This window comes from Vibrio alginolyticus NBRC 15630 = ATCC 17749 (assembly GCF_000354175.2).
GTDB lineage: Bacteria > Pseudomonadota > Gammaproteobacteria > Enterobacterales > Vibrionaceae > Vibrio > Vibrio alginolyticus.
This window is the reverse complement of the sequence record NC_022349.1, coordinates 12,362-31,145: the sequence shown is the minus strand read 5'-3', so window position 1 is coordinate 31,145 and position 18,784 is coordinate 12,362. Positions and strand designations below refer to the sequence as shown.

General features: G+C 43.0%; 14 protein-coding genes, 2 tRNA genes and 1 other RNA gene. 6 read left to right on the top strand and 11 right to left on the bottom strand.

Features of this window, described 5'->3' with window-relative positions; translation table 11 throughout:
• Positions 1–129: 129 nt before the first annotated feature.
• From N646_RS00135 to N646_RS00120, 5 genes are all read right to left on the bottom strand, one after another.
• Positions 130–549, bottom strand: coding sequence for a CBS domain-containing protein (locus N646_RS00135; RefSeq protein WP_005378483.1), 420 nt, complete (start codon positions 547–549; stop codon positions 130–132).
• 245 nt (positions 550–794) lie between these two features.
• Positions 795–1,529, bottom strand: coding sequence for an RNA methyltransferase (locus N646_RS00130; protein ID WP_005378485.1), 735 nt, complete (start codon positions 1,527–1,529; stop codon positions 795–797).
• A gap of 212 nt (positions 1,530–1,741) precedes the next feature.
• Positions 1,742–1,838, bottom strand: an RNA gene (ffs, locus tag N646_RS23310) — signal recognition particle sRNA small type.
• 137 nt (positions 1,839–1,975) lie between these two features.
• The gene (locus tag N646_RS00125) at positions 1,976–3,979 is read right to left on the bottom strand and encodes a GGDEF domain-containing protein (RefSeq protein WP_017820005.1); all 2,004 of its coding nucleotides are present in this window, start codon (positions 3,977–3,979) and stop codon (positions 1,976–1,978) included.
• A 152-nt stretch (positions 3,980–4,131) separates the two neighbouring features.
• On the bottom strand, positions 4,132–4,875 hold the full coding sequence (locus tag N646_RS00120) for a VP0952 family biofilm-associated protein (protein ID WP_005378568.1): 744 nt from the start codon (positions 4,873–4,875) through the stop codon (positions 4,132–4,134).
• Positions 4,876–5,132: 257 nt separating this feature from the next.
• On the opposite strand from N646_RS00120, the gene N646_RS00115 reads away from it, so the two are divergent.
• Complete coding sequence (locus tag N646_RS00115) at positions 5,133–5,435, top strand: DNA base-flipping protein (RefSeq protein WP_005378570.1); 303 nt, start codon at positions 5,133–5,135, stop codon at positions 5,433–5,435.
• Between the two features lie 30 nt (positions 5,436–5,465).
• On the opposite strand, the gene N646_RS00110 is transcribed toward N646_RS00115, so the two are convergent.
• The gene (locus tag N646_RS00110; RefSeq protein ID WP_005378572.1) at positions 5,466–5,900 is read right to left on the bottom strand and encodes a YbaY family lipoprotein; all 435 of its coding nucleotides are present in this window, start codon (positions 5,898–5,900) and stop codon (positions 5,466–5,468) included.
• A gap of 240 nt (positions 5,901–6,140) precedes the next feature.
• Here N646_RS00110 and tesB point away from each other — a divergent pair, with 240 nt between their 5' ends.
• Entirely contained in the window at positions 6,141–7,001 is an 861-nt protein-coding gene (gene tesB, locus N646_RS00105) for an acyl-CoA thioesterase II (RefSeq protein WP_005378575.1), read from the top strand.
• 68 nt (positions 7,002–7,069) lie between these two features.
• Here the strand turns inward: tesB and N646_RS00100 are convergent, their stop codons facing one another.
• Together N646_RS00100 and N646_RS00095 are read right to left on the bottom strand one after the other, a co-directional pair.
• The gene (locus N646_RS00100; protein ID WP_017820004.1) at positions 7,070–10,111 is read right to left on the bottom strand and encodes a hypothetical protein; all 3,042 of its coding nucleotides are present in this window, start codon (positions 10,109–10,111) and stop codon (positions 7,070–7,072) included.
• Between the two features lie 456 nt (positions 10,112–10,567).
• The gene (locus tag N646_RS00095; protein ID WP_017820003.1) at positions 10,568–11,032 is read right to left on the bottom strand and encodes an Lrp/AsnC family transcriptional regulator; all 465 of its coding nucleotides are present in this window, start codon (positions 11,030–11,032) and stop codon (positions 10,568–10,570) included.
• A 138-nt stretch (positions 11,033–11,170) separates the two neighbouring features.
• On the opposite strand from N646_RS00095, the gene N646_RS00090 reads away from it, so the two are divergent.
• Positions 11,171–12,265: a PLP-dependent cysteine synthase family protein gene (locus N646_RS00090; protein WP_005389952.1), complete on the top strand. Its 1,095-nt coding sequence runs from the start codon at positions 11,171–11,173 to the stop codon at positions 12,263–12,265.
• A 61-nt stretch (positions 12,266–12,326) separates the two neighbouring features.
• Here the strand turns inward: N646_RS00090 and N646_RS00085 are convergent, their stop codons facing one another.
• A complete protein-coding gene (locus tag N646_RS00085; RefSeq protein WP_005378586.1) occupies positions 12,327–12,644 on the bottom strand; it encodes a DUF1244 domain-containing protein in 318 nt (105 codons plus the stop codon).
• A 214-nt stretch (positions 12,645–12,858) separates the two neighbouring features.
• Here N646_RS00085 and N646_RS00080 point away from each other — a divergent pair, with 214 nt between their 5' ends.
• Complete coding sequence (locus N646_RS00080) at positions 12,859–13,434, top strand: porin family protein (protein ID WP_017820002.1); 576 nt, start codon at positions 12,859–12,861, stop codon at positions 13,432–13,434.
• 80 nt (positions 13,435–13,514) lie between these two features.
• On the opposite strand, the gene vmeF is transcribed toward N646_RS00080, so the two are convergent.
• Positions 13,515–16,628: a multidrug efflux RND transporter permease subunit VmeF gene (gene vmeF / locus N646_RS00075; protein ID WP_017820001.1), complete on the bottom strand. Its 3,114-nt coding sequence runs from the start codon at positions 16,626–16,628 to the stop codon at positions 13,515–13,517.
• Positions 16,628–17,722, bottom strand: coding sequence for an efflux RND transporter periplasmic adaptor subunit (locus N646_RS00070; RefSeq protein WP_017820000.1), 1,095 nt, complete (start codon positions 17,720–17,722; stop codon positions 16,628–16,630). Before N646_RS00070 ends, vmeF begins: the two co-directional genes overlap by 1 nt.
• A gap of 284 nt (positions 17,723–18,006) precedes the next feature.
• Between N646_RS00070 and N646_RS00065 the strand changes: the two genes are divergently transcribed.
• Positions 18,007–18,091 (top strand) — tRNA-Tyr (locus N646_RS00065).
• A gap of 84 nt (positions 18,092–18,175) precedes the next feature.
• Positions 18,176–18,260: transfer RNA gene (locus tag N646_RS00060), tRNA-Tyr, on the top strand.
• Positions 18,261–18,784 lie beyond the last annotated feature (524 nt).

Genomic DNA, 18,784 nt, shown 5'->3' with positions numbered 1-18,784 from the left:
ATAAACCTTAGAGTAAGCTCCAAGGTCAAGATAAATTTGTACAGTTCGGCGATAGAAAATAAAAAAGACGCCGAAGCGTCTTTCCAAACCAGTTTAAAAGCAATATTCCGTAAAGTTTAAACAGAGAGGTTAAACGGGATGCTTAAAACACTCATTTAATGTCATTCCTATGGCACGCAGCACGTCTCTTCTTGTGATAACACCAACCAACTTACCTTTGCCATCCACCACTGGATACATTTTCGGCTTTCCAACTTTCATCATGTCAGCCAGTTCAATTACTGACATTTCTGGAGAAACAGATAAGACATCATCATGCATACACTCTTGTACCGTATGTGTATCTTGGCAGTGATAACTTGCTTTCACCAACTTATCTAATAAGTCTTGCTCCGATAAAAACCCAACCACTTTTTCATTTTCATCAATGACAGGGCCACCTAGTGTGACACTTTGCATTACTTTGTTTAAAGCTGCCGAAAGTGACATATCTTTCGTGAAAGTCACCGCTTGCAACGTCATGTAATCTTTTACTTTTAATGAATGCATTCTTATCTCCTTAAGGGCATTTTATTGCGGCCTTTAGATAAGTGTCGCCTAATTTCCTGATTTTACTAAATGGAAAGGAGTAATTTTATTTATAGGCACAGCCTATTGAACTAAAACAAAATTAACTCACCGAACAACATTCACTGTATTTCGTTAAACGCAAGATTCAGCCAGGCTGATTTTTCTAGGCAAAATACAACAAAGCCAGTCAAATAGACTGGCTTTGTTATTAAGTAATTGTTGCATTAGCTATGTTGGCGGCGCATGTTGTCTAAAATAATGCCAGTCGCCATCGCGACATTCAGTGATTCGGCACCGCCAAACGCCGGAATCGTGATCTTATCTGTCACGAATTTTGCTGCGGCTTCGCGCACACCATGAGATTCGCTGCCCATCAACAAAATACCTTCAGCAGCGAAATCCGTTTTATGAACGCTCTCTCCTTCCAAAAACGCGCCATATACTGGCAATTTGGCGTGTTCCAAGTAACTTGGCAAATCCACCAAACTCACTTGTACGCGGCCAAAGCTGCCCATGGTCGCACTGATCGTTTTAGGATTATAAGGATCAGCACAATCTGTACTCGCAATAATGTGCTTGATGCCATACCAGTCTGCAACACGAATAATCGTACCTAGATTACCAGGGTCGGATACACCATCTAGCGCAATCATCAAGCCTTTCGCTTGAGGCTCTTTTACACTCGGAATTTCAACCACAGCAATGGCCGCATTATTGCTCACAAGCGTGCTCGCTTTGGTCAATTCATCAAGCGATGCTTCAACACAATCAAAACGATTTAGCGTACCAGCATTTTGTTCGAGAAATGCCGCTGTTGCAAAAACCTGCTTCACCTTCAATGAACTACTTGCTAGCTCTAGTACGTTCTTTTCACCCTGAACTAGGAATAAGCCATGCGCTTTACGCTGTTTCTTTTGACCTAAAGCACGAAGCAGTTTTAATTGGTTTTTTGAAATCATTAAAGTATCCCAGGTGAAAATGGTTATTCGGCGAGTGTACCCTAAACAATCTTCACGAAAGTTCGGTATCGAGCGGATGAGATTATAAATTATACCTAAATAACCTCAAGAAGCTTGATCATCAGAAGACGTTGAACACCAAGCGTAGCCAAAATAAAAGAAGGCTCAAAAACGAAAAAAGCCCTGCGATAACGCAGGGCTTTCAAAGGGTGGGACCCCAGCCACATCCCGGCACACAAGTCACACGCTGCGGCTGCTTCCTTCCGGACCTGACCGAGTTCACGAGCTATTGTTGCGAGAGGACCAGAGCCCCATAATTCTTTTCGAGAGGTCTTGCCTCAATCGATGGGGCGATTATTCAGTATCAGCTCTCATAATGCAAGAGCAAAAACCTTGAATTTCATCATTTCATTACCGTTTGAACAAAACTCGATCAATTCATTCCTTTATGATGAAACCGTGCAGTCACGATAAGAGGAGTCGTGCCGTGAGGACTGCTTACTCATGTACATGTCTTCATCAGCCAAATGCATCGCTTGCTCTAAGCTCATGTGCCGTTCCCTTTTTGCAGAGAAACCAATAGAGATACTTATAGACTCCAAATCACTACATAATTTGCCTTTCACGTCGATTCTACTGAGCTCTCTCATTGCTCTAGTTAACTCGGCTTGCGTTGGATAACCCAGCAATATGAACTCATCCCCTCCAATTCGATAACATCTTCCCGACCAGACATAATGAATTTTTAGTGCCAGTAGTTGTAAAACTTCGTCCCCAGCGCGATGCCCATAAGTGTCATTGATTCGTTTGAAATGATTAATGTCTAAGTAAAGTATGGATAGATCTTTGTTTACTCCTTTTCGATACTTTACTTGCAACGCACGACGATTCCTTAACCCTGTTAAGTTGTCAGTGTTCGATTGACGGTAAAGATAAAGCGAAACACAAATAGCAAACAATAATACAAAGATAAACACAGCTTGTGTTTGCGTCGCTAATCGAATCTCATATTCAAGTGCGGTACGCCAATCTGGGCGTACATCGTACTGAGCAATGATCTTATCAACTTCTAACATCGCTATCGCTCGACTGAAGAAAGGCGCAAGCATGGCTCCTTTTTCATTCGCGACCAATCCAACAGAGAGTTGAGACTCATAAAACTCGCCAATAGCGGTATCCTGCTCTATCGGAACCAGTTCACTGAGACGTAAAAAATGATTGAGCATCGCCGTATCCATCGGAATGTAATCGACTTCTTCATTTAATAGCCCCTGAATGAGTTCTTGTTGGGTACGATAACGTTTGAGTTCTTTTAGCGGTAACAGTTGCGTCATCATTTGATCGAAAAAGTCATCCTTAACTACGCCAATCCGCTCAGATATCAACTGTGAAACATGAGAGTATGTGCTCGGTTTGTAACCTAAACGCTTGACCATCACCGATGCTGGCGCGTAATGGGACTTTGGAAAGTAGCTAAATGCGCGCCGCTCACGGCTGACCGTTAACGGCGCCAAAATTTCGAAATTACCTTGGATAAACTCATGGTACATAGAACCCCAGCTTTCACCAGGCTCACTAATGATCAAGCAGTTTAAAGCCAAGATCTCACAACTTCTCAGGACTACATCAGCCGTCATCCCTTCGACACTACCATCTGCGTTGTATACAACATATGGAAAGATAGATTCGAGCTTAATCCGTATTGGTTCATTAAAATCAAGGGGTAATAAACGAATAGAATCACGCAACGCTGCTCGCCTTAATTCAAATTGATACTGGGAAATTTCTTCGCGAAGCTGCTTTTGCACCGCTTCCCCGTGAATAAACGTAGCGAACGTGTCCAACTCCTCAAGATGATGATCTTTTTTACTGATGATGGATACGGGCTTTATCGAAATCTGATCATTGAGCATCTTGGCGTCAAACCCCTCCATCAGCATCGGCTTGAGCTGGTTAATGGCATCGACAACGCCGTCCACAGCACCTGAACGTAGCAGTGTTACTGCTTGTTCATGACCTTGATAAGAGATCTGTTCTAGCTCAGGGTAGTGTTGTTTAAGTAATTGGGCATAAACTGTATCTTTGGGGATGCCAACACGCGAAATGTCACTCAACGTCGAATCTTTTAAACCAAAGAGGTAGGTATATTCGATATTTGTTGGGCGGGAATAACTAAAACGTTGAGCACGTTCTTGTGTGTAAGTGATATTCGCAGCAAAGTCCGCTTCCCCATTCGCTACTGAATTTAGAATGGCATCAAAGCTGGAGTAGTTCACGTATTGAACGGTAAAGCCAAACTCCTTTGAAGCAGCATTGAAAAGAACACGAGTGACGACATCATCCGCTTCAGTCGCGACTTTATAATGAGCAATTAAAGGGGCTTCGGCTTTTACATTCAAACTCAAGAGGCAACATGCAAAAAGCAACAGTGTTCGAGCAAAAGTTGTCATGACAAACTTATCTTAAATCAACCACTTATATTGTGGTTATTATTATTGGAAGTGTAGTAAATATGAAATGAAGAACATATACTAATCTCCATTTTGTTCCACAACCAATTCGATACTCTGCCGCACATGTCACTTTTTACCTGACTAAAAATTCATAATTCAGCCTGTTCATCGCTACTACGTAAAATATAGTCAGTCATCCAAGCCGTCCCTAACAAACAGATCCAAACCACGAAAACAGGGTTTGGCACATCCGTGGTCGGGCTGACGACTAAAGCGGCAAAACCCACAGTCGGCAATGTCCAACATAATAATTTGCTCCAACGAATGGTATGTTGAAGCTTCGCAAGTGCTTCCATTGACGCTAACATTCCCGTCAAACTTAACGCCATAAGAACGGCGTACGGTAGGCCTGCAATCCACAATGGGAGCAACAAAAACAACGGCCACCAGCTGTGTTTATTGGATGGCGTCCAATGCGCAGCCGACCACCACATCGCCATAACCGCAATGGTTTGAACCACTGTAACCCAAGCAAAACCATCCAGCTTACCGCCTTGCTGTGTGACCATAAGACCAACTTGCAGTGTAAGTACAATAAGACCAGCGGTGAGCAACACACCTAAAGAGCTTCTACGAGAAAATACCACCATTAAAAGTGGGAAAAGGATCAAAACACCAACCGACAAAGCAATTGGCTGCATTGAGAGTGTCGCACCAAAAGCCATCATCGCGCCCAGTAATACTAGGCCAGCGAACCCACCTTGTGGCAGAACCCACAGCGCGGGGATCATAAGTGCAAGAACGGGAATGTCACCCTCGCTCAAACTCATCGCCCGAACGCAGACAACAGCGAGTAAGGTCGTAACGAAAAATTGAAGTGTCGATAAAATCATAGCGCCTCCTGGCTTCCCCACCTACTTGGTAACTCAACGGCAAAAACTGGGATTGAAAGTCGTTGAGAGGGTCTAGATTCAAGCTTAGCTTGCGTTTGCTTCATGCTGTTTAAGGCTCATCAACCAACGACACTAAAGAACAGAAAATGTAATTCTTCAAAGTGAGTCGCTGACAACACAAGGGTTAAGAACCGTTAGCAATATACAAGTCCAATGGTTTACCATTCCTTAGTAATCCAAAATAGACACTTTTGAGTATGGACCAATTTTTAGCGCAAATCTTTGCTGTAATTCACCAAATTCCAAAAGGAAAAGTCTCCACCTATGGGGAAATTGCAAAAATGGCCGGTTATCCGGGCTATGCGAGACATGTTGGTAAAGCACTGGGTAACCTACCAGAAGGCAGCAAACTCCCCTGGTTTAGAGTGGTAAATAGCCAAGGAAAAATATCTTTAAAAGGCAGAGACTTAGAGCGACAAAAAAAGAAATTAGAAGCAGAAGGGATTGAAGTATCGGAAGTTGGCAAAACTTCACTTAAAAAATACAAATGGCAGCCTTAAGCTGCCATTTTTTGTTCTCAGTACGTCGTATTAACGTGTTCCAACTAGACGAATATCTAATTGGTGAGTTTGTGCTTCATCTGTAATAACACCGTTATGTGTGTCGCTGATAAAACGCAGCTTTCCATCTACCTCAATGCGAGCACGAACGCTGTAACGATGGTTTGGTTTGATTTCATTGCTGTCGTAACTCAACTCAAAAGAAAGAGGAACTTGCTTACCTTCTGTTTCGAATGTCTGTTTCGCCAACACTTTTGCTGGCGCATCCGCCAAGGACACATCTTCTAACGCAATAGTAACCACTGCGTTTGGTGGCAAGGCAATCCGCTCGCGATAAGCCACTGTACCTGTAATCGTCTTCATTGACGCTTCTGTAGATTCCATTTCTGTATTTTGAGAAGTTTGGCAACCCACTAACGCAGCCCCAAAGAGTAGAGAAGTAACAAGTAGTAGTGTTTTTTTCATATATTCCTCGAAACGAGCATTAAACCGAAGCAATTATAGGTCTGGAATATAAAACTGTCTGCTTCCTGTCACTTTATTTGACAATAGTTTGACTGAGTTAGAATTTATCAAACAATTGATTTTGTTTCATAATTGGAACAATACTATTTCTAAGTTACTCAATAGTTCTTAACTATGCCACTTCACAAGAGTGAGGCTGTTGAGGTAACTTGGAATGAAAGACAACGGTGAGGAGACACAATGAGTAAACCACTACGAGAATTGCTCAGCCTACTACAACTCGAAAAATTAGAAGAAGGCTTGTTTCGTGGCCAAAGTGAAAACCTAGGTTTGCCTCAAGTTTATGGCGGTCAAGTAATTGGGCAAGCGCTTTCTGCTGCGCGCTACACCGTTGAAGAAACACGCACGGTACACTCCTTCCATAGCTATTTTTTGTACCCTGGCGATCCAGAAAAACCTATTATTTATGATGTAGAAAATCTGAGAGATGGCCGTAGCTTTAGCACTAGACGCGTAAAAGCAATTCAAAATGGACGCCCTATTTTTTACCTAACCGCATCCTACCATGGCGATCAACCTGGGTTTGATCATCAAAAAGAAATGCCAGATATCCCTGGTCCAGAAAACTTTGCCTCAGAGAGTGAGCTCGCAAGCCATATTGCAGAATTTCTACCCAAACGCTTACGCAAAACATTTTGCGGGGAAAAGCCAATCGAAACTCGCCCCGTTACGGTTATCAACCCTTTGAAGCCCAAAAAAGCAGAACCCAAACAGTACCTTTGGATTCGTGCTAATGGTGAAATGCCAGAGAATCAGCTAATTCACCAGTACCTTCTGGCCTACGCATCCGATTGGGGATTCCTTGTAACAGCAATGCATCCACATGAAGTCTCATTAATGACGCCTAACTTTCAAGTGGCCACCATTGACCACTCTATCTGGTTCCATCGCCCGTTTAAGATGGATGAATGGCTTCTATATGCGATAGAGAGCCCAACGGCGAGCAATACTCGTGGGTTGGTCCGTGGCGAAATATACAACCAGCAAGGTCACTTAGTGGCGACCGCCGTGCAAGAAGGGGTGATGCGCTACACGAAATAGCTCGTGTTCGCCAGACGAAAAAAGGAGTGCTGTTCCGCACTCCTTTTTTAATGGGTATCAAACGATGATTAATTTGGTTGATACTTCATGTTAATAACCGACCATTCGTAAAGTGATTTCGGGTAACCATATTCGCCTTTCCCGTAAATGACATTTGGGTCGGCATAGAATCCACCTTTATTCGTTGCTAAAAATTCACGAACCCCACGACGATAAGTAATCACAGGTGCTACTAACTCATACTCTACCTTTTCCATCTTCGAGTCATCAATTATTAAGAACCGAGTCATACGAATCGTGCTGCCGTTGGTGCAGTACCCTGGGTCATCATAGTCAATTGCTTCAAAAGGCTTGAGATCATCTTCGAACAGCTCTGATGTACATCCATCAAATCGAGCTAAGTGTACCCACGCTCCTTTTATTAGAGTTTGGTCATCGTTACCCACCGGCTTGAATGCAAGTAGTGCAATCTTACCTTTGCCGTATAATTTCAATTCTTCGTCCGTTGGCTCACGCACTGAACGAACGTTCATCAAACCAAACTCACTTTCTTCTAAGTTAGAAAACTCACGTGCATTTAGCGTGCTAAACAATACTGTTTGTTCAGTTTCAAGCAATGTATATTGATCCGCAACACCTTCATCTGCAAAGCTTAGATACAGCTGGACTTTCTTACTTTCCAACGCTTTGTAATCTCGAGATTCTCCTTCCGAAACGTCGAGAGAAATCCAACGTCTTTTTACTGGTGGGAGGTCAAGTAACGTCAGCTCTTCCTTATCAACATCTAATGAAGCGACTCCTTTAATTGTTGAGCTGGATATTTGATAGCTGCGGTTTCCTATTGGTGTACCAAAGTCTAGCTTAACCTTTTTAAATGGTTCAAATTCCACCTTCATTGTAGAAGTACTTAAACCAGGGTGATTCGCTTTGTTAATAGTGCCATTTACGACGATTGTTTTAGCTTTGTAGTTGCGCCCAGTAAGGGTAACCTCTAATTGGTACGTGCCTGCATGCAGGATTTTCAAACGCCCTGTATCAGGAGAAACTAGCTCGACCACAGGGTCTTTTTGGTTAATAAGACGGTAACTTGCCTTCGCAGTCCCACCACTCATCACTGGTGAGATAACACTACCAGCGGAGAATTCTACCGTTGGGTAAGTAACCGATACAGGGTTTGTGCCTTGTTTAATCGTGACCGAGAAACTACTTTCACCCGGATCCACTTTGTCGTCCCCCGCATCCGAAACAATAATTTTTGTGCTACCCGCGTTAAGAATTTGCATGGCACCCGTTTGGCTGTTTAAGGAAACTACATCTGTTGCTGCGTTGTCTGCAAATCGGTACGTAACTTCCCCAACCGTACCAGAGATTTTCGGCGCAACAAATGTTTGGCCAACCTTCCAAATCTCTTCCACATCGGATTGAACTTCAATTCGGCTCGGCGCACTCAAAATTGTCACGTAGACTTTTTGATCAGGACCAACGGTATAATTCGCGCTCTCTTTTCTGCGCACAGTTAGCGTCGCTTTACCCGCTTTATACACATGGAGACGTCCTTCACTAAAACCACCGACAACATCTGGTGCGGTGTTATCTACAATCTCAATTTGCTCGTCAGCACTCAAACCAAAATCACGGTGAAGATCAAAACTGTATTTGTTGCTGTATACAACGTCATAATCGTGTGTTGCCATCGGTTGGCCTTCAGCCTTTGCAACTTTGATGACGACATTAAATTGAATAGGTTGGTAGAACTCCCCACCATCGTCTTCAAACTTAAGGTCGTACTCACCCGCAGTCACTACCTCCAACTTGCCGTCAGTCATTCGTAAGCCATTAGGTAAGCTGCTAACTAGATTTACGTTACCTTTTTGCCCTTTAAACGCCAGAGGGATTGAAAGATTTGGTTGATAGGTAAGCGGCATTTCAATGTCTTTTATAACGGGATGAGGCGCGCGATTAACTTCAAGATCAAAGCGAGTTTTGCTTGCAGGATAATTACGCATGTCATGCTCGTAAATTTCCACTTCAGCAGCACCAACACCTTTGATCAGTAATGCTTCACCATTTTCAGTTTTAGCGACAACGTCTTCACCACGAATGATTCTCAGCTCATAGTCACCGTAGGCGTTCGTCACCTTAGGGAAAATTCGTCCACCTTCCTCATAAGTTGTGACGATATCCGCTGCGCTGATTTCTTGACGCTTGCCTTGTTTTATATCCACAAAAAATTGCGCTGTTTGCTGTTTATCCAGAAACGCGTCGCTGTAAGTTGCAGTCGCTTCAACCGTTAATCGACCAACATTATGAACAAGAAGCAAACCCGTTTCAGGATCTAGCAACTCGGCCACCTTGCTGTCTGGTACGCTATTTATAATTTTGTAAGAAATACGTTGCGTTTGAGCTTTATCTAGACGCACTGGTTCTAACGTCAACCCTTCTCGATACTCGTCTTCAAGCAAAGCGAACTGTAATTGCCCCGGAGCTACTGCATGCAGCTTAACCGTAGCGCGAACTTGTTTCGGCAAGTAAAAGTCGTTACCTGAATCAGTAATCAGCACCGATGCCTGACCAACTGAACCTAATGAATATACCGAACCGTTCTCATCAACACGAATCAAGTTATGACCACTTTCTACCTCATAACTCAGTTCGCCTTTTTGGCCACGGACGATCAACGCTTTTCCTTCTGACTCAATCGCATTGAAATTCAGATCACTCACTGAAAGTTCAGTATTGATGCCTCGCTCTACAGTGACAGAAAATCTTGCTTCAGAAGATTCATAAGCAGAGCTACTATCTGTAGCAAGAATAGTCGCCGTTCCTGGGCGCAGAATTTGTAGTATTCCTGAGTCATTAATTTTCACGACATTTGGCGGATTAGAATCAATGACTTGGTAAGATACCGACCCATGTACATTGCTCAGTTTTGCTTCAGTAACCGTTCCCACTCCTTCAAACTTCAACACCGTGTCTTCCACTTTTAATTGCGGACGGTTCTGCTTTGTTATCGTAGTTGGTGTCTTCGTATTGTTCGGCTTAGAGTCTCCCCCACCGCCACAGCCAGCGAGTAAAGCTGCGAGAAAAAGCAAATAGTAATTTCTGTTCATTTTTAGTAATACTTTGTTACATACAAGATGGGGCGATAATAATACGATGTTTTATTAATCACTATCCCCATTTTTGAGTACTTTATTACTTAAGTAATTGCTACTGTATTAATCCTAAAAACAAATAATCAAAAATAGCGACCAAATTACATGAAAACACAAAAAGCAAACGTTTAAATCAAACTCTTCCATTAATTTAGTAAAAATTAATATTCAATAAAATAAAACATGAAAAAGAAAGAGAAAAAATTGCGTTATTTTTTCTTTCGTTATGATGTATAGGATTAATGGACTGCAAAAACAAATGGTTAATGAAAAATAGAAGAGAGAATAAATATCGTTTATATTTATAAAAATCTGGTAGGAAATAGTTTTAAAAGCATAATCAAACTACCTTTTAACATTTAAAATACTAAAAGGTAGAATTAACATTAGATAGAATTCTTATAGGGCGAGTTATTTTAGGATTGGTAACTCTGTTGTGTATTTAATGGACTCCATAGCAAATGTTGAAGTCACATTAGATAGCCCTTTTACGCTATTAACTAACCGCTTATAGAATTCGTCAAAACACTTCATATCTTTGACTAGTACTTTCATCATGTAGTCATACTCGCCAGCCATACGATAAAACTCCATTACCTCAGGAAAGTCACTCACAGTTGTAACAAAATGGTGATACCAACCTTCGGAATGATCAATCGTTTTTAACTGAACAAATGCAATGAAAGATAGCTCGAGCTTTTCTGTACTTAACAACGCCACGCGTTTTTCGATGTAGCCCTCTTCTTCCAACCTTTTCAAACGCTTCCAACATGGCGTCGTTGTCAGATTTACCTGCTCTGCTAACTCATTTAATGACAAGGTGCTGTCGGTTTGTAACAACGCAAGCAGCTGTTTATCGACCCGATCCAAACTCATCCTATAAAACCCACGAAGTGTAGAAAACTTTTCTATCAAAATAGTCATTACCGGCAACTATAGCAAAGTTTTTCTCTCGTATTATAGGTAAATTATTCCCATCTAATGCTTATCTATCGATTTCCAAGGAGAGACGCCATGTGTACTGACCACAACTGGATCAACAATGCAGTGCGTAAAATTGAAGCAGACTTTCAACGTTCTGCTGATACTCATTTATTTAAACTTGAACTGCCTTCTCTTGATGGTATCGATATCTACCTAAAAGATGAGAGCACGCATCCAACAGGCTCTCTTAAGCATCGATTGGCGCGCTCATTGTTTCTTTATGCTATTTGTAATGGATGGATTGGTCCTGAAACCACTGTAATCGAGGCGTCCTCAGGCAGCACTGCCGTTTCGGAAGCGTATTTTGCGCGTTTACTTGGCTTACCGTTCATTGCCGTCATGCCGAAAACCACTGCACGTAAAAAGATCGAACAAATTGAATTTTACGGTGGTAAAGCGCACCTTGTTGAACGATCAGATCAGATTTATGACGAGTCTCGACGCTTGGCTCAAGAACTAAATGGTCACTACATGGACCAGTTTACTTATGCTGAACGCGCTACTGACTGGCGCGGTAACAACAACATCGCGAACTCTATCTTTAGCCAAATGGAGTTAGAAGATCACCCGATTCCTAGCTGGGTAGTGATGAGTCCTGGAACAGGCGGCACATCAGCAACCATTGGCCGTTTTATTCGTTACCAAAAATACGACACTAAGCTTTGCGTGGTAGACCCTGAAAACTCAGTGTTTTACGATGCTTTCCAGTCAGGAAATCACTCATTGAAAGGCGATACTGGCAGCAAAATTGAAGGTATCGGGCGACCACGTGTCGAACCAAGTTTTATTGCTGGTGTCATTGATGAAATGCGCAAAATTCCAGACGCAGCCAGTGTGGCAACCGCCCATTGGGTATCTCAGCTGATTGGGCGTAAAGTCGGCGCATCAACAGGCACCAATCTTTACGGTGTGCTGCAATTGGCTTGTGAGATGAAACAACGCGGTGAGAAGGGTTCTATCGTGACGCTTCTATGTGATTCTGGAGAGCGTTACCTAGATACGTATTATGACTTAACATGGGTAAAAGAGAACATCGGCGATATTCAACCTTACTTAGCTCAACTCGAAGTCATTCAAGCAAAAGGTTGCGTTGAGCCAGCTTGTTGCGGCTCAACTAACGCTTAACGTGCAAACTGGACTTTAAAAAACAGCCCAACTTCATGTGGGCTGTTTTTATCGCTGGGTTTTACTTTTTCTGGCGCGCTTCAAACGCAGCCAATTGTTCTGGCGTTGCCGCTGGTTGATGATTTTGTTTCCATTCATCGTAAGTCATGCCGTAAACACGTTCGCGAGCGTCATCAATATCTAAATCCAAACCGAGATTTTCAGCCTCAGATTTATACCATTTGCTAAAGCAGTTGCGACAGAAGCCCGCAAGGATCATCAGGTCGATGTTTTGTACGTCTTTGTTAGCATCTAAATGCGCCAATAAACGGCGAAATGTCGCCGCGTCTAACTTATCTTGTTCTTCTTGAGTCAAGTTTTTGTATTTGAATTCAGCCACTTTCCTTTCCTTCTCTCTTATTTAGCTAGCTTTCGTCACCATATCTAGTTAGTCGGTAGTCATGAGTAAGAAGTATGCTTTAGCGCAACAATTCCCATTCTAAAATCACTACCTTTGATAAAAGCTGATATGATAATTACCATCCATCCTATTGATTAAATTAACATTTAAACAAATCATTACAACGGTCTTTTACCAAGGTTATCGTCTAGTTATGAAAAACGCCATTCTATTATTGTCTGCCTTGACCATTAGCGTGCCAACTTTAGCTGCTCAAGAACAAGCTCATCAATCTTATTTTTATCTGGGTGCTGGTAACGTTGGTTTTGATACACCGTATTTCGGCTCGGATAGAGACAATGAGTGGTCAACACCACATATCACAGTTGGCTGGGGTTACCATATAAACCAATACCTCGCGTTTGAAGGGGTTCTGCGCTATTCACAAAATGAACTTAAGAACGATGCTCTAAAAACTGACTTAGATCTTCACTATTACCAAGCAGGTATGTCTGCTGTTGTAACAAGTGATAACTTAGGCGATACGCCGCTGTCACTGTTTGGTCGCGTAACTGCGCTTGGCACTCAAGCTGAAATGTATGTTCCAAACGAACAAAAAGTCACAGATGATTCAGGCGCGCTATTCAACATCGGTGCTGGTGTCCATTGGGATATGAGCAAAGATATCTGGTTACGCGCAGAGTACATTTATAATGTCGCGGATATGGGTTTTGAAGATTTTTACGACAGCTACGAAGGTGTACAAATCAGCCTAGGGAAACGCTTCTAATCGAACGCTTCCGAGCTAACTTTAAACCGATAAAGAGAAGCCGAGGTTATTACCTCGGCTTTTATGTTTTAACGTTTGATTTAAGGGTGCGCTATACGGCCCTTCGTATCATGGCTAATTGCTTTGTTTAACTCTGCTTCTACATGACCTGGTGCTTGTGTTTTCGCCGAAATCAATCGGTACATTGCCGGGATAACAAACAAGGTCACCAATGTCGCAAACCCCATCCCGAAAAAGATTACCGTACCCACGGCAATACGGCTCTCATAACCCGCCCCTGTAGATACTATCAACGGAATTGCGCCAGCAAGTGTGGTAAACGCAGTCATCAAGATTGGACGTAGACGTCGCGCAGCTGCATCAATGATCGCTTTTTCAAACTCAACGCCACGATCACGTAGCTGATTGGCAAATTCTACGATCAAAATACCGTTTTTCGTCACCATACCAATCAACATGATCATGCCGATCTGACTATAAATGTTCATACCTTGGCCCATAATAACCAAACCAAGAAAGCCACCAAATACACCCATCGGCACCGTAAACATGACCACTAACGGGTTTACGAAGCTTTCAAACTGAGCCGCCAACACGAGATACGCCACTAGCAGTGCCAATGCAAACACAACAGCAACACTCGCTTGGTTCTCTTTAAAGTCTTTCGACTCCCCCGAATAACTCACCGAAATGTCACCCGGTAAGTTGTCGATGGCTTCCTGGTCTAGGTAATTCAGCGCATCTCCTAATGTAAAACCTTCCGACAGGTTGGCAGTAATAGTGATGGACTTCTGTTTGTTGTAGTGAGAAAGACGAATAGAGGCCGCCACTTCTTCAATTTTTGTGACCGCATCTAACGTCACTAGCTGACCGCTATTCGTGCGCAGATAAATCTGACTTAAATCTGCAGCATTATTAAAGCTATTTTCATCACCGCGAAGATACACATCGTACTCTTCGCCACGCTCAACATAAGTCGTTTCGCTTTTACCACCGAGCATGATTTCTAGGGTGTCAGAAATGTCTTTAACACTGACTCCTAGCTCTGCGGCACGCTGTCGGTCAACTGTAACCAATAACTCAGGCGTTTTTTCCGAGTAATCTATCTCTGCTCCTTCCATCATTGGTGATTCTTCTGCTTTGTTCTTTAGCATTTCAGCCCAAACAACGAGCTCATCGTAATCAGAGCCGCCTAATACGAACTGAACTGGCTCACTCGAACCACCTTGGAAACCTGGCATAAATGGGAACACTCGAACATCTGGGATACCTGCCAATTCTTTCCGTACTTTGTTAAGGGCTTGCTGAGCCGTGATATCACGTTCGTTCCAATCTTCTAGAATCATGATCACAAAGCCTGTCTGGTCTCCTGCCTGGCCACCAAACGCTGGCGTTTGGATGCTGAATGACTTCAGATAACCTTGCCCTAGTAATGGCATCAATCGGTCTTCGACAATATCCATATTGGCTGACATACGATTGTATGACGTAGCATCTGCACCGCGCACAAACGCGAATATCACACCGCGATCTTCTTGTGGGGTCAGCTGGGCCGGTACCTGATTCATCAAGAAATAGCTACCGCCCAAACAAGCTAGAATCACCAGCGGAGCAGCCCAACGTACTTTTAATGCGCCTTTCAATAATGCGCGATAGCCACTCTCAAGCTTGCTAAACAAGCGATCAACCGCTTCATTGAATCGATTTGGTTTTACATTCGCTTTCAAAATCTGACTACCTAATACAGGAGTCAGCGTCAGGGCAATCAAAGAGGAGAATATGACCGACATAGCCAGCAATACAGAAAACTCTGTAAATAGTAGACCTACCATGCCATCCATAAAGGAGATCGGTAAGAACACCATCACCAGCACTAATGTTGTTGCTATAACAGCAAAACCAACCTCTCTTGTGCCTTTATATGCGGCGAGTAATGGCGATTCACCGCGTTCAATATGGTGGAAGATATTCTCTACAACCACAATTGCGTCATCAACCACCAAACCAATCGATAATATCAACGCCATCAAGGTGATCAAGTTGATAGAAAACCCAAAGTAGTACGCGGCAATGAACGACGAAATCAGAGAAACAGGTACAGTAACCGCAGGAATTAAGGTTGCACGAGCTTGGCCGATGAAAATGTACAATACCAAAATCACCAAGCCGCCCGTGATAAATAGCGTGCTGTACACCTCTTCGATTGAACGCTCGATAAACACTGTCGCGTCGTAATCTATCGCAAGACGTGTACCTTCTGGTAAGAACTTCTGGATGTTATCGACTTCAGACCTAACCAGCTTCGCTACTTCTAACGGGTTTGCGTCTGACTGCGGTACCACACCAAGACTGATGTTTACTACACCATCACTTTTGAAGGTTGAGTTTTCGTTTTCTGCACCAATGAAGACATCTGCTACATCTTTTAAATAGATAGGTGTATTGTCGCTTGCGCGTTTAATGACAAGATATTGAAAATCTTCAGGCGTGTTATAAGTACGAGCCGTACGCACGGACATTACTGTTGAGTCGTTGCGAACTTCACCACCTGGGCTTTCTAGGTTCTCACTTCGTAAAGCTGATGTAATGTCCGAAGCTGTAACTGAACGTCCAGCCATTAGTTCTGGCTTAAGCTTCACGTACATGACCTTGTACAAACCACCGGAGAGATCAATGGAGCTAACCCCAGAGATCAGGCTAAAGCGGTCCATCAATACACGTTCGGCATAATCGGTTAATTGAGTACGGTCCATCTCTGCAGAACTGAGATTGATGTAGAGCGACGCCTCTCCCGAGCCATTGTTCTTATAAACAATAGGGTCATCCGCTTCATCAGGTAGCGAGCGCTGAGCACGAGCTACGGCATCACGCACGTCGCTCACACCTGTGTTGAGATCGTAACCTAACTCAAACGTGATCGTGATACGCGACATGCTGTTACGAGTAGTGGAGCTAATTTCATCAACCCCACTGATCCCAGAAAGCTGGTCTTCCAAAACGGAGGTAATTTGGCTTTCAATAATAGTCGCCGATGCACCCTCATAACGCGTACTGATAGAAACGACTGGGCTTTCTATATCAGGCATTTCACGAACGGCTAATTTGGTGAATGACACAAAGCCAAACACACACAACAGCATGCTCAGAACCAACGCCGCGACAGGGCGTTTAACTGAAACGTCGGACAGTAACATTAGTTTTCTTCCTCATCCGATTCACTGTCATTGCGTGTCACATCCGTGGTGTTCGCTTTTAGTGGCGCGACAATTTCTTTCACTTCGACACCATCACGCATGTTAACAATGCCTTGAACCACAATCTTGTCACCAATCTCAACACCAGATTCGATCACCACCTCGTTGCCAACACGAGCACCTAGCGACACTTCTTGACGAGTAGCTTTGTTATTTTCATCAATTACATATACAAAACGTTTAGTTCCGGAGTATTCAAGTGCTTGAACAGGAATGATTGGCGCCTTAATAGCAGGAAATGCTAGTGAAGCGTTCATCAACATGCCCGGCTTCAATTGATTTTCTGGGTTATCAAACTCAATACGCACGCGAAGATTCAGTGTTTCGGCGCTGATCCGCGTATCAATACCTGTGACTTTACCAGTAAAGGTCTGGCTACCCCATGCACTGGTTTTAGCGATGACTTCCATACCAATAGAAAGCATCGATAAATAGCGCTCCGGTACTTGTAAATCCAGTTCCATGACGGAAAGATCATCCAACGTCAAAAGTTCAGTACCGGCACTGACCATTTTGCCGCGGCTAAAATCGATAAAACCAACAGTGCCAGAAAATGGGGCAGTAATATGGAGATCAGCTAAATTGGCTTGAGCAGCATCAAGCCTCGCTTGTGCTATTTCAACACTGGCTTTTTGTGCATCGATTTCAGTTTGAGTAATCGCATTCCGCTTAACCAAACGTTGGAACTCTTTTAACTTACGCTGTTCATCTTTAAGGTACGCCTTTGCCTCAATCAAAGCGGCTTGAGCCTTATCGTCATCTAACTTAATTAATAGCTGGTCTTGCTGGACATTTTGATTCGCTTTAACAGCGATTTGATTCACTTTGCCGGCGACTTCCGATGCGACAACCACAGACTCCGCTGCCTTTAATTTGCCGATAAGAGTTAAGGATTGATTGATCTCGTGCGTTTCTACTTGTTCAGTCACAACGGTAACCGCTGAGCCTCCTCGCATCGCAGCGCAAACCGATGGAGAACTCAGTAATATAGAAAGCGTTAAAACAGATAACGATAACGTGGCTTTCATGCTCATGATATTGACTTCTAAACGAATAAACTTATGTCATTAAACTGCTTACAGTTTATCAGTAGATACGGTGTTTAACGTCAAGTAGTGTAAATTCAAGTAAAAAGCGCGCTTCTCTTCTGTTCAAAGGACAAACAAAACGCTGACTTTCTACCATCTTTGCCCAAAAAGACAGCATTCAACGTAAAAACGTAAGAAAAACGCTTTACAGCCTGAGCGAGTTTGCTATGATTCGCTCCGCACTTGGGAGATGAGTTGGGAAAACATCTTACTAAGTATAAAAATCCTCTGGAGGGGTTCCCGAGTGGCCAAAGGGAGCAGACTGTAAATCTGCCGGCACTGCCTTCGATGGTTCGAATCCGTCCCCCTCCACCATATTCTTTCTTATGTTTTTCCTTTAAACGTGAGAACAACTTGAAAGCTAGGTTGGGAAACTAACTTTTAAGTATAAAACACCCTGGAGGGGTTCCCGAGTGGCCAAAGGGAGCAGACTGTAAATCTGCCGGCACTGCCTTCGATGGTTCGAATCCGTCCCCCTCCACCATATTGAAGAAGCCAGCTCATTGAGCTGGCTTTTTTCGTTTCAGGATCTTGATAGCATAGTCCTACTACAACGAACCTTTCACTCCTCACCGAAACTCTTCTCGATTGAATACCTATCACAGTAAATAAGTGATCAGAAATAGCGTAGGGAAAATGCTTGAGAACAAGGCGCAATTTTTCGATAAGTAGTTATTCTACAATCAAAAATTGCAACGTAGTTATCGAGTATTTTAACAAGCTAGAATGACCAGTTATTTACTACGATTGGTATAACCTATACTCAATCTCACTAAAGCAACCAACCCCATGTGAAACTCCACAAACAAAAGGCTGAGGAGCAGATCTTTACCCTACAAACAATGTACTAGCTATTTTGATTTTGTTAGTTCGTATGGCCTTAATATAAATGTTCAATATAACTAGGAAAACACTTGAGTACTTACTAGAAAAAGTGGGCTCGCAAAATTACCAAACGGACTCAATTAGTGATGTTTGTATAAAAACACGTACAAGAAATATAAATGA